At 36.5% G+C, this 22,375-nt stretch carries 21 protein-coding genes; 10 read left to right on the forward strand and 11 right to left on the reverse strand.

What is annotated here, in order from left to right:
• Positions 1-102: 102 nt before the first annotated feature.
• Complete coding sequence (locus R4Z10_RS19385; protein WP_338470908.1) at positions 103-930, reverse strand: formate/nitrite transporter family protein; 828 nt, start codon at positions 928-930, stop codon at positions 103-105.
• A 135-nt stretch (positions 931-1,065) separates the two neighbouring features.
• Entirely contained in the window at positions 1,066-1,209 is a 144-nt protein-coding gene (locus tag R4Z10_RS19390) for a hypothetical protein (protein WP_338470909.1), read from the reverse strand.
• 318 nt (positions 1,210-1,527) lie between these two features.
• Here R4Z10_RS19390 and R4Z10_RS19395 point away from each other — a divergent pair, with 318 nt between their 5' ends.
• The gene (locus tag R4Z10_RS19395; RefSeq protein ID WP_338470910.1) at positions 1,528-3,603 is read left to right on the forward strand and encodes a M28 family peptidase; all 2,076 of its coding nucleotides are present in this window, start codon (positions 1,528-1,530) and stop codon (positions 3,601-3,603) included.
• Positions 3,604-3,766: 163 nt separating this feature from the next.
• Here the strand turns inward: R4Z10_RS19395 and R4Z10_RS19400 are convergent, their stop codons facing one another.
• From R4Z10_RS19400 to sda, 3 genes are all read right to left on the reverse strand, one after another.
• Complete coding sequence (locus R4Z10_RS19400; protein WP_338470911.1) at positions 3,767-4,456, reverse strand: Na-translocating system protein MpsC family protein; 690 nt, start codon at positions 4,454-4,456, stop codon at positions 3,767-3,769.
• A gap of 441 nt (positions 4,457-4,897) precedes the next feature.
• The gene (locus tag R4Z10_RS19405; RefSeq protein WP_338470912.1) at positions 4,898-5,299 is read right to left on the reverse strand and encodes a hypothetical protein; all 402 of its coding nucleotides are present in this window, start codon (positions 5,297-5,299) and stop codon (positions 4,898-4,900) included.
• A gap of 605 nt (positions 5,300-5,904) precedes the next feature.
• The gene (sda, locus tag R4Z10_RS19410) at positions 5,905-6,030 is read right to left on the reverse strand and encodes a sporulation histidine kinase inhibitor Sda (RefSeq protein WP_338470913.1); all 126 of its coding nucleotides are present in this window, start codon (positions 6,028-6,030) and stop codon (positions 5,905-5,907) included.
• Between the two features lie 171 nt (positions 6,031-6,201).
• On the opposite strand from sda, the gene R4Z10_RS19415 reads away from it, so the two are divergent.
• Complete coding sequence (locus tag R4Z10_RS19415) at positions 6,202-6,903, forward strand: Na-translocating system protein MpsC family protein (protein ID WP_338470914.1); 702 nt, start codon at positions 6,202-6,204, stop codon at positions 6,901-6,903.
• A gap of 35 nt (positions 6,904-6,938) precedes the next feature.
• Here R4Z10_RS19415 and R4Z10_RS19420 read toward each other — a convergent pair whose 3' ends face one another.
• A complete protein-coding gene (locus tag R4Z10_RS19420; RefSeq protein WP_338470915.1) occupies positions 6,939-7,208 on the reverse strand; it encodes a GlsB/YeaQ/YmgE family stress response membrane protein in 270 nt (89 codons plus the stop codon).
• Between the two features lie 238 nt (positions 7,209-7,446).
• On the opposite strand from R4Z10_RS19420, the gene R4Z10_RS19425 reads away from it, so the two are divergent.
• Entirely contained in the window at positions 7,447-7,689 is a 243-nt protein-coding gene (locus R4Z10_RS19425) for a hypothetical protein (protein ID WP_338470916.1), read from the forward strand.
• A gap of 172 nt (positions 7,690-7,861) precedes the next feature.
• On the opposite strand, the gene R4Z10_RS19430 is transcribed toward R4Z10_RS19425, so the two are convergent.
• Positions 7,862-8,383, reverse strand: a complete 522-nt coding sequence (locus tag R4Z10_RS19430) for a cupin domain-containing protein (RefSeq protein WP_338470917.1) — start codon at positions 8,381-8,383, stop codon at positions 7,862-7,864.
• Between the two features lie 746 nt (positions 8,384-9,129).
• On the opposite strand from R4Z10_RS19430, the gene R4Z10_RS19435 reads away from it, so the two are divergent.
• Entirely contained in the window at positions 9,130-9,330 is a 201-nt protein-coding gene (locus R4Z10_RS19435) for a cold-shock protein (RefSeq protein WP_338470918.1), read from the forward strand.
• A gap of 591 nt (positions 9,331-9,921) precedes the next feature.
• On the opposite strand, the gene R4Z10_RS19440 is transcribed toward R4Z10_RS19435, so the two are convergent.
• Positions 9,922-10,626 carry a toxin regulator gene (locus tag R4Z10_RS19440; protein WP_338470919.1) on the reverse strand — a complete coding sequence of 235 codons (705 nt, stop codon included), beginning with the start codon at positions 10,624-10,626 and terminating at the stop codon, positions 9,922-9,924.
• Positions 10,627-10,943: 317 nt separating this feature from the next.
• Between R4Z10_RS19440 and R4Z10_RS19445 the strand changes: the two genes are divergently transcribed.
• Positions 10,944-11,408 (forward strand): zinc ribbon domain-containing protein, encoded by a 465-nt coding sequence (locus R4Z10_RS19445; RefSeq protein WP_338470920.1) that lies wholly within the window; start codon positions 10,944-10,946, stop codon positions 11,406-11,408.
• Positions 11,409-11,429: 21 nt separating this feature from the next.
• On the forward strand, positions 11,430-13,088 hold the full coding sequence (locus R4Z10_RS19450; protein ID WP_338470921.1) for a zinc ribbon domain-containing protein: 1,659 nt from the start codon (positions 11,430-11,432) through the stop codon (positions 13,086-13,088).
• A 92-nt stretch (positions 13,089-13,180) separates the two neighbouring features.
• Here the strand turns inward: R4Z10_RS19450 and R4Z10_RS19455 are convergent, their stop codons facing one another.
• Entirely contained in the window at positions 13,181-13,330 is a 150-nt protein-coding gene (locus R4Z10_RS19455; RefSeq protein ID WP_338470922.1) for a hypothetical protein, read from the reverse strand.
• An 834-nt stretch (positions 13,331-14,164) separates the two neighbouring features.
• Here R4Z10_RS19455 and R4Z10_RS19460 point away from each other — a divergent pair.
• From R4Z10_RS19460 to R4Z10_RS19470, 3 genes are all read left to right on the forward strand, one after another.
• Positions 14,165-15,088, forward strand: coding sequence for a helix-turn-helix domain-containing protein (locus R4Z10_RS19460; protein ID WP_338470923.1), 924 nt, complete (start codon positions 14,165-14,167; stop codon positions 15,086-15,088).
• Positions 15,089-15,919: 831 nt separating this feature from the next.
• Positions 15,920-16,495 carry a competence protein ComK gene (locus tag R4Z10_RS19465; protein WP_338470924.1) on the forward strand — a complete coding sequence of 192 codons (576 nt, stop codon included), beginning with the start codon at positions 15,920-15,922 and terminating at the stop codon, positions 16,493-16,495.
• A 32-nt stretch (positions 16,496-16,527) separates the two neighbouring features.
• The gene (locus tag R4Z10_RS19470; RefSeq protein ID WP_338470925.1) at positions 16,528-16,707 is read left to right on the forward strand and encodes a hypothetical protein; all 180 of its coding nucleotides are present in this window, start codon (positions 16,528-16,530) and stop codon (positions 16,705-16,707) included.
• 356 nt (positions 16,708-17,063) lie between these two features.
• On the opposite strand, the gene R4Z10_RS19475 is transcribed toward R4Z10_RS19470, so the two are convergent.
• Positions 17,064-17,852: a hypothetical protein gene (locus R4Z10_RS19475; protein ID WP_338470926.1), complete on the reverse strand. Its 789-nt coding sequence runs from the start codon at positions 17,850-17,852 to the stop codon at positions 17,064-17,066.
• 808 nt (positions 17,853-18,660) lie between these two features.
• Positions 18,661-19,704: a hypothetical protein gene (locus R4Z10_RS19480; RefSeq protein WP_338470927.1), complete on the reverse strand. Its 1,044-nt coding sequence runs from the start codon at positions 19,702-19,704 to the stop codon at positions 18,661-18,663.
• Between the two features lie 1,236 nt (positions 19,705-20,940).
• On the opposite strand from R4Z10_RS19480, the gene R4Z10_RS19485 reads away from it, so the two are divergent.
• Positions 20,941-21,858 carry an endonuclease/exonuclease/phosphatase family protein gene (locus R4Z10_RS19485; RefSeq protein WP_338470928.1) on the forward strand — a complete coding sequence of 306 codons (918 nt, stop codon included), beginning with the start codon at positions 20,941-20,943 and terminating at the stop codon, positions 21,856-21,858.
• Positions 21,859-22,375: the final 517 nt, after the last annotated feature.

Below are 22,375 nucleotides of genomic sequence, written 5' to 3' on the forward strand. Positions count from 1 at the left end.
TAGTTAATCCCCATGTCAAAACGATTAAGTTCTGTTTAAAGTTTGAGAAGAAACATTTCAAGAAAGGTGAATTTTCACAACTAGTTGAAACACCGGGACGGTTCATATTTTAAAATCTACTACTTTACTTTTCACTTTATTTACATGGGATTCAACGAGCCTGATTTCCTTTCTATAGACGAATCCATACATGAAGGCTACGAATAAGCTTCCACCAATGGCATTTCCGATTAACACGGGCACAAAGTTTGAAAAATAATCCACCCAGCTCATGTGGCCTGCAAAAATAGCCGCAGGGATTACAAACATATTAGCTACGACGTTTTGAAACCCAATCGTGACGAATCCCATGATCGGAAACCAAATCGCCAGGATTTTTCCGCTAATGTCATCTGCACCGTACGCCATCCAAATCGCTAAACAAACCAACCAGTTGCATCCTATGCCCGAAATCAAAGCTTGCGTAAAGGAGTGATCGACCTTTTCTTGTGCTGTAGCAACGGTTTCTGTTAGAAATACCCCTGTTCCGGTTAAGCCGACAATATGTCCAAAGAAATAAGCAACAAATAGAGCTCCCACAAAGTTACTTACAACCACCAATAACCAATTTCTACTTAGCTGACCGAGAGTAGCACGCCTTGCCAATGTCGCCATCGTCAAAGCCAACATATTCCCTGTCAGGAGTTCCCCTCCAGCAAGAACCACAAGAATGACCCCAAGCGGGAAAACAGCCCCACCGAGAAGGGAGGTGAACGAACCCCATTCACTTGGTAGATTTGCGACGACACGAATATTTAATAGAAACCCCAATGAGATAAAGGCTCCCGCTAAAAACCCCAAAACCAATGTGTTTGGAACAGACATAACTGCTTTATTTGCACCGGCATCGACTACTAGCCGTGCAATACGTTGTGGATTATGAAATGCCATCCGTTTTCCCCTCCATTAAAGTATTTTCATAGATGCCTTCCATGTATAGAAAACCCTTCATTAAGGGCGATTTCACCATACAAGCTCAGCCGCTTTCTAAAAATTGGTATGGAAACTCCAACATGCAAGAGCTTTTCAAACGACAAAAAGCCCACCACAAACGGTTCGATGCAATCTAACTGCATGACCATTTGATGGTGGGCTAACATCTAAGCATTGTGAAATACCAGGTACCAATCCCGCCATTAAGATTAGAAGAACAGGATGAAACCGCAACATTCGTTACCTCTCATCAATGAATCTACTATTTCTTAATTACAATAAACTCATCGTACCACAATGTGAACACTTTGTGAATCTTTGTGACTTTTGTAGTTTTTATAGGGGTTGATGCGAAACACCGGGACGGTTCTGATGTTTCATTTTTTGAATGAAACGCGAGAACCGTCCCCATGTTTCACTCTTTAGAGTTTAATAGTATAATATTGGAAAAAATGTAAGGGAGTGGGGTTTTTGAGGAGAAGGTTTGGTTTTATTTTTTTGTTATTGGTTATGGTCTTCATCATTTCAGCGTGTAAGGAGGAGGATTCTAGTAAGGTGACTACAAATGTAGAGCCTTCCAACGGAAAAGAGAAAAATGCATTTGAACTTGCAAGTGATGAATATTTATCAAAAGTAGATATTGACTATTCTTACAAATTTACTAAAAGTTTAGAAGAGTATAAGACAAATGAAAAATTAGGTTATCGAACGGCTGGATCAGAAGCTGAAATTAAAACAGGTAATAAAATCTATGAAGAAATGAAAAATATTGGTCTTACTGAGGTTACGCGCGATGAATTTACCCTTGATACTTGGGAATTTGAAAAAGCGGAGCTATCTTTTAAAGATGCAAATGGACAAGACTATCATTCCGTTTTAGGCGCTTATCAAGTAAACTTCAATACAAATGGTGTGAAAGAGTTTGACGTTGTCTATGCAGGAAAAGGAACAAAAAATGACCTGGCTGAACTAGACATTGAAGGAAAAATTGTCCTCGTGGATATTAACCAGCGTGAAGAGTGGTGGGTGAACTATCCCGCTTTACAAGCCCATTTTAAAGGGGCAGCTGCGATCATCGCTGTTCAAGAAGGCGGCTATTCTGAGGTAGACCCAGATGCATTAAATGCACAAGATATTTGTGGACCAGATGATGCACCTGCATTTTCCATGTCACAAACAGATGCAAAAGTTTTAAAAGAAGCGATCAGCAACAGTGAAACAGGAACATTAAAGGTGAACTTTGATGCTAAATCAACCGTAAATTTTGACGGGAAGTCCTATAATTATTACGGAAAAATTATCGGGAAAGATCCCGAGTCTTACATCATTCTTTCTGCACATTATGATTCCTATTTCACAGGATTCCAAGATGATAATGCAGCGATCGGTCTCATGCTTGGAATTGCGAAAGGCTTAATCGACAGTGGGTACCAACCAGAAAAAACAATTATTTTTAACGCACTAGCAGCTGAGGAATGGGGAGTTTCTAATACTCGTTATGACTGGTCAACAGGTGCATACAATCAAATTTTCCGAATTCATCCTGAATGGGCTGGAAAAGCAGTGGCAAACATCAACTTTGAGCTTCCTGCATATGAGCATGCAAAAAGTGAAGAAATTCGTTCGGTATATGAACTGAAGCCTTACCTTGAAGACTTTGCAAAGAAGGTACCAGCTGTAGATGGTGTGTATGAAGAAGGGATATCCGTTGTATCACCACTTCGTACCTGGTCAGATGATTTTTCATTCTCCCTTGGTGGTGTTCCAGCACTACGAAATGACTTCCAAGATAGCGAGTTTATGCGTACACATTATCATAGTCAATTTGATACTGATGAAACGTATAATGAAAAGGCATACTTATTCCACCATAATTTATATGGCTTACTAGCAATCTATTATGACCAGACAGCTGTTGTACCACTTGATTTTACCGTCCGTTTAAATGCATTAAAAGAATCAATCAATCAGGATGTTTTTGAACAATCGGGCGTATCTTCAAAGGAACTCGTATCCCAAATTGACGAAGTGATCGCTGAAGTGGACAAAGTAAATAGTGAAGTGAAAAATATTAATGAAAATTATCAACAGGCATTAAATGAAGGGGACGAAAAAACTGCGAAAAAGCTATATGAAGACAGCAGAACGCTAAACGCTAAACTATTGGAAACGTTTAAATTGGCACAAGACCAATTAGTAAAACTAACTTGGGAAGACGTACAAATTTTCCCTCATGAATATGCACAAAACAATATAGAAAACCTTTCTCTTTCCATTGAAGCATTGAATAAGGGCGAGATCAACACCGCTTTAGATGAATACCTATGGGCAGTTGATAATAACTGGTATGCTTATGATTGGGATCGAGAAGTGTTCGACTACTTCACAGACTATGTAGTAGATCAACCTGAAGAGAGATTGATGTGGGGAGCCGGTCGAGTGATCGGGCATGTGGATTTATATGATCAAATCAACTCATTAATTGAGAAAAAAGAACAACCGAATGCAGATGTTTCAGAAGAACTGAAAGCATTAAATTCAGCATTAGAAAATCAAATCCAACTACTTAAAACACTAGTGAACGAAGAATTGGAAAGTGTTAAAGCAATTAGTGAAACATTAACAAAATAACTAAAAACACGATTTGTCATGAACATACGACAAATCGTGTTTTTTTATGAAACGCCGGGACGGTTCTGATGTTTCATTTTCGGGGCGCCCCTTTTTTCAGGGCGTGACTGTGACCACCCGAATTCATTCGTTGCAAATGAAACGCGAGAACCGTCCCCATGTTTCATTCAGACCGGTTGAAGCTAAAAATCAAATATTGTTTATTTAGGTTACAATCCCACATCAGGAAGATATCTTTCATCGACCGATTAAATAGGTCTTCAAACACTCTTTTGTGCTGGAGGTATCCCTTTTTAATTTCTCTCGTGTAGGTTAGTAACAGGTCTTCATTCCCCTTATCTAAAAGCAAGTGCTCCAACGGATAGATGGTCCCTTTAAGTTCAATTGCACAGACACTCTGTGTATTCTTGATCACTTGTAGTTCACTCGGAACTTTATGAAGCTGGGAGCTGACCCTTCGAATACATTGGAATAACTCCTGTTCAAAGCTTTCATCTAACGTCACTTTCGAATCATTTTTATTATTTACGAGTAGCAAAACACCTGAGTTCGTATCGAAATTCCAATCTTGATAGAAAGAGTTAAAGGAGATCCCTAACAGCTGCGAGGCCTCTTCTACTAATTCAACAGACAACGCGGTTATAACAGAGGATCGATATTTCATGACTAGGTTATATTCCTGTTTACTCGTTAAGATTTCCTCTGCAGGTGTCATAAAGTTACGAATATAAACATATAGTCGATTTGCTGTAAACACTGTATAACAAGATTCAGGTCCTTTTCCAATCCCTCGCTTGATTATTTTGCTGAAAGAACTGCTGACAGCCAGCAAATCCTCTTGTACTACAACCATTGAAATCCTCCTTATAAAAATAAAAAGGCCTAACTTCTATAACAAAGAAGTTAGGCCACAGTTAAGACGACTATATATAAATAGTTTCTACCATTTACCAAAACAATATAAATATTAAACTTTGATTACTTTTCATCATTCATTCTATAACCAATGACTGCAAGACATTAGCCAATATAATTGTAACATTATTTTCTAAGGATAACAATACCAACAGTGGAAAAGATTCGGGGTGTCACTTTGCCCCCACTGCGCAAAAAAAACAAAGCCTTCTGCTGCTTCGTTTATTAATCCAACATCACTTTTCATCAAGTTTTAACTCTTAATCGATCATCTGGAAAACCGCAGTGTCGTCCTCGTTTCTCAACGATAGCGAAAATCCATCTGCTTAAAAATTGGTTCCAGACCTGTATTCATTTCTCCTCCACCCAACCTATAGAGCTATTCCTTGCCTTCGTTCTCCAACCCCAAATCCTTTAACTTTTCCCACATCTTTTGAGGCTGTCTCTTTCTTGTATGCCTTCTTTTCTGTTCATCTTCTATCGCATGGATAAAATCGATCAGGTGATGACTAAATAACGCCTGTTCATATCCTTCTTCAATCACATAATAAGGGTCACAGTCTTGGTCAAAATAATAGTTATCTTCTATTAGTCTTCTAAATTCATCACCAATATATTGAGTCGTGTGCGTATGACTCTCAGGAACATTCGTCCCATCCGCACTAATTTCAATATCGTTGATATGATAGTCTACATATTCCTCCCATAATTTCTGCAACTCTTTCACCTGTTTTAAGTGTTCTTCATTTTTTAAAATGAACTCAATGTATTGTTTAGTCATACAGGTCCTCCACAAATATCATTTAGACAATGTCCTTGATCAGCTTTTCCACCCTTTGTTTTTTTAGATTGGTGTTTAGTAGACTTCTAATCCTCTTGATCTTACGTATTCTAGTCTTGTAAAATCATATCTTCAAAACTGATCCACCGTAGTTCCGTTTGATCGAAACTTGTTTTCCTCAAATTTCCATAGCGTACCATGCATGACTCTGCTTGACCAATGTGTAAAAAACATTTAAATCTCTCTATATGAAAATGCTCTCCACAAGATAAATAAAATGTTTAAACTCTATTGACCGAGACTGCGTCCAATTATTTTTTATCCATTGTAATCATCATTCTTCTTATCATGAACCCATCATCGGGCAATTAATTTTGAGATCGTATGACTATCCCTTTCAATAATTACTTATCTTCAAAATATAAGATGTCACTTTTCTTATTTTGTAAAAAATATTACCCCCAACCCCTAATTCATTACGTGCCTATAAAAAAGAATGAAGGGATAGAATACCTTCTAATTTAATAAAATAATGGCAATCGAATGTTGAGAAATTACACTTACACTTAATAGAAAGCATTGGTTAAGACCAATCTTTCTACCTTTCAAATTTTAATCCCTCTCCGATCAATCTCCCTTCTCAATAAAAGGATGAAATCTTGTTCTACCTTTAATTCTAAGGCGTTAAAATAAGACATTACTAATAATTTATCGCTTACATTTGAAAACATATCCTACTCCTATCAGTGGTATGGCATTTCTATCCCTCCACCTATTTCAATTATAATTTATTCCGACTGTTAAAAGAAACTATAATGCAGCTATTTTTTTCACCAATAATATATTGAGTTTCTGGGGAGAATATAGGCACCAATGACGTAGGTTGAAAGGGGTTTGCTTATTTGGATACGAAAGAACATCAACAATCATCCGAGTTAAGTAGTTATATTAGTAAAATGCTTCGCAATAACTTTGGGAAGGGGCCAGAATCGGTATATGTTTCGATTAGTGGCACGTTTATTACCTTTTATATAAGAAATTTCCTGTCTCCAACCGAAAAGGTTTTAATGAAACAAAAGCAAGAAGAAATCGTTCAACAAACAAGGGACATGGTCATGCAAACACTGATCCCGGAAATAAAGGCATATATCAAAATCATTACAGGGATGGAAGTCAGAGAGTTTTATTTTGATTGGGGACTTCATAATAAATCAGCGATGTTTACAGGGATATCAACAGATTCAACCCGTTCAGAGAAAAAGGTGATAGAAGATTACGTCGGAAAGGAAAAAATTCACAACGAAATCATCAACTTGAGCAGAGAGTCAGAAAAGAAACCGGAAGAGATTTATTCCTGTATATTGAATCCCCGTACATTACTTGTCATTCGAAATGGAATATTGGTCAGAATCGAAAAACAACTCATTAGACAAGGCATGGGTGAACCACTCACATTAGCAAAACGAGCGGTTGAAAAAGAATTATTACATAATAATAACCATTTTGAAGAGATATTGAACTCTAAAGTTGTTGATATCTTTGTGGACTGGGACTTTGACTTGGATAAAAGTGTTATTATCTTTGCGTTAAATCCGACAAAATAACGTTTTCGGGGCGTCACAGCGACGCCCCGTTTGATTTAGGCTTCACCATATTTGCGATTATTACCTACTCTTCGCAAAATAAAGCTCACAATTAAAACTAAAATGATCGAACCAATAATGGCTGGGATCACAGCAAAACCACCAATGTCGGGTCCCCAGTTCCCAAGAATAAGCGATCCTAACCATGCTCCAATAAAACCGGCAATTATATTTCCAAATATACCCCCAGGAATATCACGTCCTGTTATTAGACCAGCTAGCCAGCCAATAACCCCACCAATAATTAAGCTCCAAATAAAAGACATAGACCGTAACCTCCTTAGAATAAGATCTATTATTGTTTTTCACAAAAATGGTTTAAAATATGCGTGGTCCTTTAATCAAGATAATAGGCAATTTCTAACGCCATCCCCAACCTCCAACTATAAAGGGGATTTTAAGGAAATTTCATATAAGTGGGTAAGACGATTGTAGTTGGGTAGAATATGTTGCGAGGACGGTGCTAGTCGAGCATCTTCACCGTTTAAAAGGGGAGTGATATCGATGACTGAAAATAACAAACTCAATCGTAATGGATACACAATTCGAGAAGGAAACGCTACAAAACAAATCGGTAAAAATGCAACAAATCATGGCGAGGCAGTAGAGGGTGCTGGGGGAGCCATAGTTGGACCACTGGGCGCTGTTGAAAATTATATTACAGGTGATGCTCTTGGTAACCAAGTTGGCGAGCGTACTGACAGCCATAACAATGCTGGTACTAGCAATCGTAATCGCCAGCAATAACAAGGGTTTTATAAACGAAAAAGAGCATCTGTTTTGATAGACAGATGCTCTAAATGGGGAATACATTATTAGTTTTACCAGTTTAACAATTTATATTCATCGGGGCGTCACGGTGACACCCTGTTTAGTGACACCTCATTTAATGAAACGCGAGAACCGTCCCCACGTTTCATTAAACCGGAATGATCTCATATGCCAATTTCATAATGATGTCTTTATGTTCAGGGTATTTCGATAAAAGCTCGTCCTGTGTGAACATTTCAAAGTCCTGGTATTCGAAGCCTGGTGAGACCATGCATCCTACTAGTGAGAATGTGTCTTTATCCGTGACGGATGATCCGAAGATGCTGTTCTTAGGAACTAGAACTTGTGGAACTTCCCCTTTATCGAGGTTCAGCCCTAATTTTCGCTCATGATATTCTCCATTTTCATCGATGATATGGACAGATAACGGACTCCCCCCATGGTAATACCATAATTCATCGGATTGTAAGCGATGAAAATGAGAAACATCCTTTGAAGTTAGCAAGAAATAAATGCTCGTATAAAGCAGTCGCTTCCCTTCAAAATCAACGGATAACTCCTGATCTGTTATCGCTTCCTTTGATTCACAGACTCTTTTAAAATATCCACCCTCTGGATGCGGTTCTAAACCTAATTTAGATATATAATATTGCGGATCATAATGATTCAACTTTTTTACCTCCAATTGCCTATATAATCTACTCTACTCACTAACTTAATCATTCTAATATATCTTTCACATGAAAGCTGCTAAAAACTCCATTTTAAACAACAAAACTCTCGGAATTTATAAAGGCCCTCCAATTTAAGGGCACCCTCGTGATGTCGTTATTAGATTAAAAAAGGCACAACTCTTTAAGAATTGTGCGCTTATCGATAGAAAACGAAATTAGCCTTTTGTGAAAAATTATTATTCGGGGCGTCCCTGTGACGATGCTAAGACTTTGTTTATTTCTACCATATTTTTTTCCGTGTATTGATTAAATTGTTCACATCAGCTTTCCCATGTCTTGATTACGTTTATTTATTTTGTGAATTTCTTGATCCAGGCTTTACAATTGCTTTAATCCTTGTAGAATGGCATCTGTTTTTTAAAAAAATGAGATACTCTGTATTAATAAGTAAAGGTTGAAGCTGTTTCGTTTCACTAAAGGCTGAAAGTGGATGATCTTTCTCTATTTCTATATTCCATAATCGGGGCCATTCTTGTGGATGGCGCTTTTTGTATCGGACTCTATCCTTCAATAATACTTGTTTTTAAAAAAACTATTTGCTTTTTCATGATATGTCTGTTATTCTAAAGAAGAATTATTTTTGTTCTTTTTCAGATTGAGAAAAGATTTTGTTTTTCGTCTAAGGTATTTGAGCAAGGATAGTAACACAATGTGTGGAGATCCACACGAGGAGGCAACATTAATGGAACAAGGTAAAGTTAAGTGGTTTAATGCAGAAAAAGGTTTTGGATTCATCGAGCGTGAAGCAGGAGAAGACGTATTCGTACATTTCTCAGCAATTCAAAGCGACGGTTTCAAATCTTTAGACGAAGGTCAAAGTGTAACTTTTGAAATTGAACAAGGTCAACGTGGCCCACAAGCTACAAACGTTCAAAAAGCTTAATAATTCCAGATGACAGACCCCTTATTGAGGGTCTGTTTTTTTATTTACTTATTTACTCAAACTGCTTTTTATTTGCATGAAGGACAGTAGGATTGCCCGTCAAAGTTAATTTACGAACAAGAGACTTTGTCTACAGAATAAAATAAAAGCCCTACTCATAAATGAATAGGGCTTAAGCAACATCATGAAACAAAATCGGTAATCGTTAAAATGGTAGACCAAGTATAGCACACTATCGTGCTAATTCCTAATCTATTTTTATGGTTATTTTTCCTTTTACAATTAAGATCGAGATCACGTTCTAGTTTTACCATTATAGGCACTAATGTTTAACACCCAAAATGATAAAAACATCCTGCTTTTTACGATATCCTCGATAGCCGAATCAAACACATCCCCCACTAATCCAACTTTTGTGGAGTTTGGATAATATGGAGGAAACTCTTAAGAATACTGCTGCATGTTCTACAATATCGCTCTTAAATCGTTCTAGTTTTAAATGTCCTATCCGTCGTATTTCAGGGAAACGCCGTGACGGTTCTGCCGTTTCATTCTTTACATATGAAACGCGAGAACCGTCCCCATGTTTCATTACTGTTCTATCTTTTCAACTAGAACACCGGGAATGGATATTTTTCCGCCCATTGTGGAATCGTATGTGATTAGGCCAGATGATAGTCCCATGATGGTAATCTTGTCATCCTCCAATACTCTAGAGCTGACAATTGATTTATCAAATCCCGCATAAAGGATGGTGTCATAATCATCATTAACCGCTATTCTTACTTGAGTTTCAGTGCCCCCTTCAATTACTTGAACCACTTTGCCGCGGAATTTAACCTTTTTACCAATAAAATCGTCAGGAGTTCTTGCTAATTGATCATAAGTAATACCTGTGTCATAGCCTTTCTTTGCTTCTTCTTCAGCAAGACGCTGTTTCTCTGCTTCCTCAGCAGCTTTGGCTGCAGCTTCAGCTTCTTTCTTTTCTTTTTCTTTAGCTAGACGTTGTTCTTCAGCGGCTTTAGCTTCTGCTTCTGCTTGTTTACGCTCTTCGTCTTTCATTTCAAACCATGGAGCAGCTTCATCTACTTTAGCTTGTAAATCTTTATTTTGAGTTTCCAAACTTGTTACTGTTTTTGTTTCATTGGACAGCTCTACTTTTAAAGTATCAATCTTATCATTAGCCTTATCTAATTGTTCCTGTGAAGGACCGCTGGCAGCTCCAATCATAAGGGCAATAAATGCCGTTAATACGTATTTCCATCTCTTTTTTAAAAAAACTAATACTTTTTTCATATTTTTCCCTCTTTTCCAGTTTATAAGTTTAATTATAAATGAAAAAAGAACTAGGAAATATGAATTAATCAACAAATAAATGACGATTCATCTCCAAAATCATCTTTTAGCTAGCTAACGTGCCATTTTCAACACGGACAAATGAAACGACGGGACGGTTCTGATGTTTCATCATTATTAAAATGATGAAACGCGAGAACCGTCCCCATGTTTCAATGCAGATTTCTAACATATTCAAACTTTTAAAACTATATAATACTATCATGCACCTTAGACATGGGATATCATTCTATTTTAATCATAAAGGAGTGTAAGGTATGGCGGATATTTATGAAAAAATTGGAAGTGGCATTAGCAAAATTCAAGGCAATCTACAATCCTCCCAAACGATAACTCAATATAAAAAGATCATTCAAGAAGCAAGTCTGAAAAGAACCGAAATTCTCATTCATTTGGGAGAGGATGTTTACGAAAAGTTCCGTACGAAGGAATTAGAATCAGAAGAACATCTAGATCAATTTTCTTCCTTAATTGAGCTAGATCAAAAAATCTACCAATCTCAGCAGGCAATCGCAGCGTTAAATGCTCATACGAAAGTGCACTCCTGTCCACAATGCGCCTCCCCCCTCACAGAAGGAGATCGTTTCTGTGCAGGTTGTGGTTATAAAGTTGAATTACAAGTTAGTCCATCCGATACGGCAACAAAGGAATGTCCGACTTGTAATGAGAGAATTCCTGAAGCGGCACAATTTTGCAACTGTTGCGGGATAAAAATAGAATAACGCGAAGAAGGAGAATGCAATATGTACTGTAAAAATTGTGGCCAATCCAACCCGGATTGGAGTAATTACTGTTTACATGATGGCACCCCACTTAAAAATCCCACTATAAATCACAGTTTACGATTCACTCATAATGATAGGAACTTCTGTTCAGGTTGCGGCCAGCATACATCTGCCGTAGATAATTATTGCTCCATTTGTGGTGATCATCTGCTCAAACTGACAGAAGTGGGGGAAATACCGAAGGCCGTTACACAGGAAAGACAAAGAAAAATTCGTTTGCCGTCTAAATTAATTTCATTCACCCCTAGGGGGATGATTCATGTTTTAAAAAGAGCGTTAATTCCAGCCATTATTGCTTTTGTTTTAATGCTTGCTTTTAACTTTTTATTATCTACTTCCTTCAATGCGTTTAATAATGAAATGTTTGAAATGGCTTTTCATACCACTCCGGAGGATATGGCTTATGAAATATCAAAGGAGTTTGACGCAAATGTAGAGGCCCCCGATGAAATAATGAAATTTACGGACTTTGTCATGGCCTCACACCAGATGTCTCCGAAATTTGAGCTTAAAGGGACGTATCATCTATATGGGGAAGTCTTAAAGTTATCCAGTAAGCTTAGTCTAAATGGCCAAAACGTCCTGTATATGCTCTTCCCTTTGATCGCGTTGTTTATTGCTGGCATTATTTATCAAAGGAAAAATCCAGAGAACTCGATTATTTCTATCCTCATCGGTGCAGCTGGAATCGGTATCCTATACAGTCTAATGGTCGCTCTCCTTTCCCTATTCAGTGGTTATAATTATCAATTGACCCTTTCAGAAAACGGAGATAGCATCTTCCTTAAAATTGATTCTTCTTATAACTTCTTATTAACCTTTATAAAAAGTTTATTCATTGGTACAGGTTTTAGTTTATTAGGTATGCTATTTAGTATCGATTATCGGAGAATCACGAAGCACCTTGAATCCCTCATGCCTTTTGGAAGTGCCATCCACCAAGGGTTCGCTGCTTTTATCAGAGGCTTTGCGCTTATTTCTGTCATCATGATTGTGATTCTTGCTATAAAAGCAAATGATTTACAGGACAGCCTTGAATGGTTAGAGGACCCGTTCATTCACCAATTATTTGAATACTCTGCTATCAATGTTGGTTTTACAGGAGTTGTCTTTTCAACCTTAATCTATAGCATGCTTCATTTTTCACCGTTATCTTTCAATATCACAAGGAAAGGACTCTATGAAGAAAGCGGTGGGATTGATTACTCGATATTCTCCGGTTTCCGATTCCATGGAAGTGCAAATGAAGTGGATATGGATCAATTTGAATATTTTATTAGTGCTTACGACATTGATCTATATTTAAAGCTTGCTATTTTGATTCCGATCATCTTTTTACTCATTGCTGGTTATTCATTGAGGTCAACCAATCATTCTATTTATCTCTCATTGGCCATTTTTAGCCTTGTCTACAGTCTATTCACCGTTATATTAGCTTCCATTGGCTCGTTTACGGTTGAGGGTGAAATGACATGGCTCGGTTATCCATCTGAAGGGCTTAGTATTACACTTACCATTCACTTATTTAAAGTGTTTATTGGAAGCTTTATCACGTCCTATCTTGCTGGCTATATCGGACATAACCTACGTAAAGTTCTACGCAAACCTTCACATTAATTAGGGAAACGCCGGGACGGTTCTGCTGTTTCATTCTTTACAAATGAAACGCGAGAACCGTCCCCATGTTTCTATTATGGTTTGGAGGATAACTAGACAGTCTTATAAAGAAATTCACCGAACGAATAAATGATAGATATAAATGGCAGTACAACGAAAATGAAAAACCAAATCGAATCCCCTCGTTTTGCATTTTCCTTAGGTTTAATTTCTTTTGTCATTTTTACATCAGCCTCCAACAATATTCTCACTCCTTTTCTAAATCCATAATAAACATGTTTTTAAATAATATGACCTTTAATCTAACAAAACTGTTCCATAAGTTCAACAGAAATTTGACCCGTTAGGATAAGTATTTTTATCCACAAGATTATCCTATGTTTTTACGCAATTTTTCAGATTCCTTTGATGCTTTTTAAGTGTCTAATTTTCGTATAAGCTCCCAAAGCAGGTATAGTTATAATTTATTAGCTTTCGTTTGGCTGTGGTTAAGAGTAAACGAGGCTAGAACAAATAACGTTTCCCTTTACATATATGAAAAACAATACGAAAAAAAGACAGATTGATATCTGTCCTTCTTCAAGAAAAAAATTGTATTCTCTTACCGTTGAAGATTATTAAAAATGTGCAAACCCCCCGCTTACTCTGCTTTAGGAACACAGAGCCTTTGAACATATTAAATGACTGATTGTTCAAAGTTTGTTGGCTTAATCCTCCTGCATGCACCACCCTTAATAACCCTCCTCTCAATAATATAAAAATTATACTCTCAACAAATATACTGAAACACCGGACGTTTCTGATGTTTCACCGTATCTTTCGTGGAATTACTGTAACGCCCCGAATTTAATGAAACGCGAGAACCGTCCCCACGTTTCAAAATTTGTACCAATTTCTCACTATCTCCTCTGAAAAACATGCAATTGGGGGTGAATTGATATCAATTCGCCCCCAATTGAGTGCTTTTTGAGCGATTTCCACGATATTTGGTTATTGTACAAATTTCTGTTCCTTCTATACATTTGAATTAGAAATTGTTGAAAACGGTTTCCGAATTTGACAAAAGGAGAATTCCAATGGAAAAGCTAAACTACGAGACAATTAAACACTATCAATCTTTTACTTCTATCGACGAAATGGATCTGGCGGTTCGTGGGTTTTTATATAAATTTAAATCAACTCTTTCAGATGGTGCCAACAAGGTTCTACATTTTCTATGGAGATATTCAGTGAAAGTGGTTGGGGTGTCATTTGCGAAATATGATACCATTGCAAACGAAATCAGTTTGAGCCGCAGAACGGTCATTCGAGCGGTGAAGCTTTTAGAAGAGCTTTCATTTCTTAAAAAAATTCCTACGGCCCGCATGAATGGAAAACAAGGTGTCAATCTGTTAGTAATCCAGCCTTTTGAATCGATTGACTCCCTTTTGCAACCTGTGTCACCCCAGGATGTCACTCTACCTGTCACTGCTAATAAAGCAGAGAATAAACAAAGCTCACTCTGTGAGAGTAATAATCAAAACCGTATTAACGTAAAGGAGTCAGAAATCAATCATCAATCAAATGAGTCAACAAATTCTCAACCCATCCTCACAGAGGAAATACCAGTTACTCATTTAGAGACCCACTCTAACACGAATCAAAACAACCATGCTCTCTTACAGCAAACCGCATGGCATGAACTAGACGCAAGCTTCTTACCAGATTATGTTCATGAGGACTTTATTAAAGCAGCCCAACCGTTCTTTCCAATTGATGATATTTACAAGATTTGGAGCAAAATCAATCTTGCTTACAAAAAATTGAACCTATCCATCCCTTTTGATGATGTCATTGAACCAATGATCATGGAATTTAAGCAAACGATTTTCAAGTACAAAAGGGGAATCATTCATACTACCTTCGAAGGGTACTTTTACAAGGTAGTCTATAACAGGCTATGTTATATAAAAACAGATAAGCATTTACAAATGGTATATAACCGGATTTTAAACATTTAAATAGATCTTTTATCCTATAAAATAAAGAAGCTAGTCTAAAATGCCTAAAGTGTTGAAAAGTTGACATATATTAATTATATCTTCTATTTTTACTGTAAAATCAGAGAATTTGCGGGAAAAGGTACACAAAATCGAGGTTTTCACCCTATTTTCGGGCACAAACCTAAAAGTTACCTAGAAATCATCTCATTTAAAATAAGACTTTCCCAAGACGAACTTCTAACAATTGAAGTACGTATGTTAATGTTCTCCTGCATTATGTTATACTCCTTAAAGAGTAAATTATTGTAATATACAAATACTTTTTAAAAAACTGTGAAGGAGATTTTTGAGGAAGAGTGAAAAAGAATGACACTAGATAAACTGGGCAAAGAGGTTATGTAATACGTTATAAAAGGAAGATACAACAAGACACTTAAGTTTGCATCTTTGAATAGTACACTCCCTTTAAACGTGACCCCTCCCCTGTCTACTTCAGAAATTAGAAACGAATAATTATTTTAGAATAATATAATCAACTCAATATTTAAACTTGTAATGATAATCAAGACAAATTATACGTATAAAGGCAGTCATGATTGCTCTATTTCCCACTAAAATTGTAAACGCTAACAAAGGTATATAAAAGAGAATCGGAACTCTTGGAAAGGAGGTGAGGCCTCTAGTTGATGTTACTTAATCTCATATCTTTATGTGAAAATTTACACATGATTATTTTCTAAAAGATCATTCCAAAGAACAAACTTAGTTCGTCCGCATGGAAAATGAACTCTATGACAGCCTTGTTGAAACATGCCTAATATAAACAAAACCAATACTAGGAGGATAAAAATGAATAATAAGTATTTGATTAATATAAGGACTTCGGCATTGATATCTTATTTTGAAAATGGGTATGAGTATACACAAGTGATTGAAGGTGAGAACATCTTTATCGTTCCCCAATCCCCTGATGAAATTGTGAAGACCTCTTTCTTACACATTGGATCAACTGTTGAGGGAGCCATCGAATCCGCTCGGTTAATTTTAAAAAAGAAATATATGCTGCCGATTGGTTTATCCACCAGCCATAATATTTTCCTCATTCGCTGCCATGCTAGACGGAAATCTGAAACCGTTTGGTTGGTCAATTCTCATATTGCTGATGTCACGCCAGATCCAACTGATGCAAAAAAGACCATTGTACATACGAAACACGGCCATTCATTGACCATTGATATAAAGTTATCATTACTTCAAGACAAGCGCGGTCAAGCCAGTTTTCTATATAATGTTCTATTAGAACGCTCGCCCATGAAGTGTTCAATGACCTTTTTATATGAAAAAGATAAGGGCATCCATTTTGTCAAAGGTCCCGAGCGATTGAACTATACGATTAGTCGTGAAGAGAAAAATAATAAGGAATAATAATTAAACCGATTGAAAAGGATGGCATTAGCATGGAAAAGAAAGCCGTTTTAGATGAATTCTTTAACAGCAACTTAAGAGATTCAGCATGGAAAATGGTTAAAACGGAAGGATACAAACTGGAAAATCGAGTCGGTCAGGTCTTCTCATACGTTACAAAACAAGAGGACACAAAATGGATGTGGGCAGGGATTACTCCCCATGACCCTTAGGGATTATGGAGATGAAGAGAGGATTTAAAGAGGAAGAAATAGGTTCAATACTAACTAGACAGTTGAATAGTTTAGGAGATTTAAGAGCCCTGTAACCAGCTTTTACTACAGGGCTCTTCTAAATCACGAGACACAACTATTGCAAAAATACAATTTGAAGTAAAAAGGCAGATTGATTTAAAGTAATTTCTGGAAAAAACTAAGAAAACACAGGGGCGGTCCAGCAGTTCACCGACCTTTTCCCCTTTCCACCGAAATATTGTTCTAACACCAATTTCAAAGAAAAGTCAAACGTGAGAACCGTCCTCTTGTCCCTACTTTACTAGACAGCCCAACCCACTCTGTTTCCCCTGACTTTACCCTTTTATATGAGGAATGGAATTTTCCTGCATCCATGAGGCAATATGGTTATCACTGATTTGACTCTCCCACATGGCCAAAATATGGTCACGAAGAAGCCGTATTATTACTGAATAGCCTGTATCATCATGGTTGATAAAGTTGTATAGAAAGTCTAAGTCTTTGTAATAATCGCTTTTTAAAGCGTAATCTATATCATCGTGTAGAAAATTAATCATTAAGTATAAGTTTAGTGCATCATCATAGTATTCTTGTAAATTAGCAAATTCTGTTAGATTATTTTTTAAAAACAATTGATATTCACTGCTAATATTGCCTATATTTTTAAGAATGAATTCATATTTCTTTATTTCTATTTTACTATTGTCCAGATAATAACCGTGCTCTTTATACGAGGATTTTTGAAAGTTGATTGAACTTGCTACAGATATTAACTCTTTTTGATATTCATCATCTATTACGGACCTAATTTTCAATAGTTCACCTTCTAGTTTGTTAAAATAATATCGATTATTGATGACGTAGTTTTTAACCATTCGATTCTGATATTTATTATCTAGCTCCTTCTGTTTTTCACCCTCCCATCTAAATGTGAGCATCAGTGCTATAAACGTAAAAAACCCCCCAATTAGTCCACCAAAAATATTCCCATATAAGGTAAACCAATCACTGGTTTTACCTCTTGCATAACCGCTATCCCAAAGAAAAAATATATTAAAAATAATAGGAATAAATATAAGTGTAACGATTAATGTCATAACTACAAATAATGGGCTCATTTTCATAATCTCTTCCCTCTCTTAACCTCTGGGTCAACCTTTGAACAGTACCTCGGCAATCTAACCCCCATGGTATGTCGAATCCACTGTACAACCGATAAGTTCGCTTCTATTTCAAATGCCTTCTAAAATAACACAACAAACTTCCAGTTGCTTCGGGCGTAATAGGTACCCAAATATTGCATCTCTGAACCGAGCCCGCTAACTGATTATACTGACCTTTTTACTGTTCTAAAGTGCGTAATAAACCCTTAATTATTTTCTTTTCCGTCATTATGAATGTTTATTTCTTCGTCACCAACTGTTAATAATATATGATTGTTATCCATTTTTTTCAGTGTATATGGCTGATTAATCCACTGGCTTCTATAATCCGGAGCATCTTCAATCGTTCCTTCGAATGTTAATGTTTCAGCATCGAATTTTTCAACTAGAAGCTTCGGGTCAGACTGGCCACCTGGCTTATTTGAAGTGGTGATTCCGATCCACGTAGGCTTAAGTAATCCATTGGGAGATTCTACCCCTGAATCTGATAGTACATAAAAGGAAATATCATTATCTCCATTATCAGCATTCCATACAAACGGAGAACTTAGCTGTGGAAAATTTTCTTCATTTTGAATAATGGCTTCAAATTCAAAAGCCTCTTCAAAAGATAAGAGCCCTGTTTCTTGTGTATCTCCTGATAATGTATAAAAAAAAGTTACTGCTAATATGAACCGTCCCCATGTTTCTTATGCAATATGTCAGTTAAAAAAACAAAAAAAAGAGACGTTCCCCATTTATATTTAGGTTAGAAACGTCTCTTGTCTTATTAATCTTGCAATTGTTCTAAAGTCGTATCAATCGCATCTAATTCAGATTGAGTTAAAGGTTTTTTGTCTTCAGTTGCAGTTTTAACTTCTTCCAATACTGGTTCTAACTCGGCAACTTTGTCGTTAGCTTTTTGAATTTCGGCATTTGCTCTTTCAGCTTCGTCATTCCAAGCTTTGTTTTCGGAATTAAGTGCGAAGTTTTCCGCTGCTAACAGACTGTGTTCCCTGTTTAATCTATTATAATCATTATTTATATAATTGACATTGGCTGCTGTAAATTTCTTATCCTCATTTAAATAATTGGCACTGGCCACTTTTACATTATTATCCAAATTTAAATAATTGGCACTAGCCGTTGTTACTTGATCATCCTCATCAGTTGCAGCTAATTGTCTTTGAACTTCCTCTAATTCAGCTCGTTTAGCAGCTAAGTCGTTTTGAAAAGTCTCAACAATTGTTGGATCAACAGCGGCAGATTTTCCGAATTCTTCGAGTTGCTTTTCTAAAGCGGCAATCTCTGTAATTAAATCAGCTTCTAGTAATTGATTTTGGACTTCATTTAATTCAGTTTGCCTAGCATCTAAATCAGCTTGGAGAGTTGCGATCGTTTCTTTATCAGCAGCAGAAGTGGATTCTAGTTCTGATATTTTCTTTTCTAAAGCAGAAACCTCAGTGGTTAAAATCGCTTTTTCAATTTTTAACTGTTCTACTTGAGAGCTTAGATCTTCAATACTACTATTGGCAGTAGAAAGTCTCCCCTCTAAATCTACAACATGGCTATTAGCATCTTCCAATTGAGCTTTCAAGTCTGCAATTATTGAGTTAGCTTTTTCAATTTCAACATCTGCACTTGTTTTAACCAATTCAATTTTATCTAGTAAAGATTCTTCGGACACTTCATATTGTACTACTTTGTCTTTTAATTCATGTAATTGTTCTTTAGAAGCATCAATCGTGCTTGATCCCCCGAATGTTAATCCCCCTGCTATTGTTGCTGTTGCAACAGTTCCTGCAAAAACTGTTTTGATTGATAATAAACCCATTATGTACGCTCCTCCAATTTATTAGTTTTATAGGTCTCTTTGCCCATAGTTTACTATATTACAACAATATGACTAACGTTTCAATATAGTAAAATATGAATATACAAATATTACATATAGACAATTTCAATTTACCTTTCTTAATCGACCGTGTACCATTGCGTTTTAATTAGTTTCATCCAGTTATAGTTGGCAGAAATAAGATCCCCCGCTTCTTCCATACAAGAAAACTCCGCATTACCTTCATCAGACCAAAACGAGAACGGTTGCTGCCAATCTTTATAGATATTGAAGATCCACTTCCTGCCGTCTATATTATGCGGACTCGTAACTAGCCAATAATGAACCTTCTATTTAAGGCGGGGCGTTCCGACCATCCCCTCAATAATTCAGCCCCCTCTTTGGTACCCCATCTAATTCAAATATAAGGATGGCCCTACTCAATACTAACATTGTCAAGAGTCAAAATTTATGGAAAATTATCTATTTTTTAACAATCGTATATTAAATAGATAGGTTTCAATGTATAATTAATAATATAAAACAGTGAAAAGTGAAATAATTAATTTTATAAAGAGGGGGGATCTGTGTGCCTCTAATTGAAATGAAGGAAATTGTAACTCCTCTGAAACTTTTGGGAATTAAATTGTTTAAATCACGAGAAGGCCAGCTTTTTATAAAGGTTTGGAGATCTCATCGAAAAAGAATTTTTTAATAGACTGCAATCTTTTTTGACCATTTCAATCATGAAATGGTCATTCTGTTTATTCGTGGCGTCACGGTGATCCCCATATGACAAAAGGCCCTACGTGGATTTTTCCAGAGGACCTATTTGTATTTTAAATTTTTTTGGTATTAATATAAGTTATCTGCGGAGGTAAACCATGGCACCATACCGTTCTACGGCAACTCCCTCACAGATTTAAATGATCTACAAACTTCGTGTAGTTTCGGGTGGTCACAGGCATGAAAATAAATATCTCAATCTTTTTACTACATAGTAAAAAATATTACTAACATTTAAAATATTATATATTTTCGCAGGAAAAAGGTGCCAAATACATTTACATTCCCCTCTTCTTTTTCTCCTACTTTATCCTTTCTATTTACTGATATCATGATGTTTTATTCATCACATCCACCTTAATAATATTAAATCTATTAATAACATTTTATTAACATTCGAAATGTATCCTTTAAATGTCAACGATTTGTACATAACAAGGAGGAATTGAATTGAAGAAAGTATGGAAACCCCTATTTTTATTGGCGGCCAGTTTACTGGTTTTCGTCAGCGGCTTGTTGTCGGGAGCTTTAACTAGTTTTGCTGCAGAAAACAAAAGTCCACAAGTGACGGTGGATGTCAAAGCCATGTCGTTTAATCTAAGATACAAAAATAACAATGATCCTTCCCCACACACATGGGACGAACGGGTTCCTACGATTAGAAGACTGATTAACATGGAGAAACCCGATATTATTGGAACACAAGAAGTCGTATATTCACAATTACAGGACTTAGAGAATGTGTTACCGCAGTACAATTGGGTTGGTTTAGGTCGTGAAGGTGGAAATCGCGGAGAATACTCGGCTATCTTTTATAACGAAAAAGATTACACTGTGCTAGAGTATGATCATTTTTGGTTATCCGATACACCAGAAGTCATTGGCTCTAAAACATGGGGGAACAATATTCCAAGAATGGTGACTTGGGCTAAGTTTCTTGATAAAAAGAGCAACCAACAGTTCTACTTCGTCAATACACACTTTGATCATCAGTCTGATAATGCAAGAGAAAAAAGTTCAGAGTTACTTGTTGAGGTAACGAATGAATTTGATCCAGAGTTGCCGGTTATTTTAACAGGAGACTTTAATGCTGAACCGGATAGTCTTCCACACCAAATTTTAACAGGTGATGGAGCATTTAATGATTTATGGGATACAGCCCAGACAAGAGTCAACGAAGACTTAGGAACCTTTAATGGCTTTAAGGATCCTACTGGCGGAGGATCCCATAAGCGTATTGACTGGATTCTCGGAAAAGGAAACATGAAAACGAGTGAAATTGAAATCGTTAACTACCAGAAGCATGGACAATTTCCAAGCGATCATTTCCCAGTGATGGCAGACATTACCTTAACTTATAACCAATAAGGGTCCGAGAATTACCGTGCGACATTCATCGTAATGGGTAGTGGAAAACCAAACGTGCAGCAACTAAACGTATTACTAGTTTAGTTGCTCTTTGTATTTTCAAGAGGAGACAAAGAAACAGTGAACTATGCCCATAAAATGAACAATAAGATAAAAGGAACCCAAGCTTCTAAGATCCTCCAATCGGTTTGAAGAAGCCCCTTTTCAATCTCCTTTTCGATAAGTTTGTATTGTTATTTAACAAGTTTTAAATTAATGTGCTGTTGATTCTACTCCATTAAAGATTCGCTCCGCTTGAATCTCACTACGATCTTCATCTATTTTTGAACGTACTCATTTCAATCCTTCTTGATTAATTCCAAAGAAAAAAGGGTTCTCCAATACATCTCGATAGTAATTGCATAATAAAGCCTCTTGGATGAAAGTAGCTGTATCAATGGCTACTATCAGTACCTTTTGAGAACTAAATTGACTAACCTTCCTTGTATATTATTAAGATTGTTATATTTGTTAACCC

The organism is Niallia sp. XMNu-256 (assembly GCF_036670015.1).
In the GTDB taxonomy this organism is placed as follows: domain Bacteria; phylum Bacillota; class Bacilli; order Bacillales; family Cytobacillaceae; genus Bacillus_BD.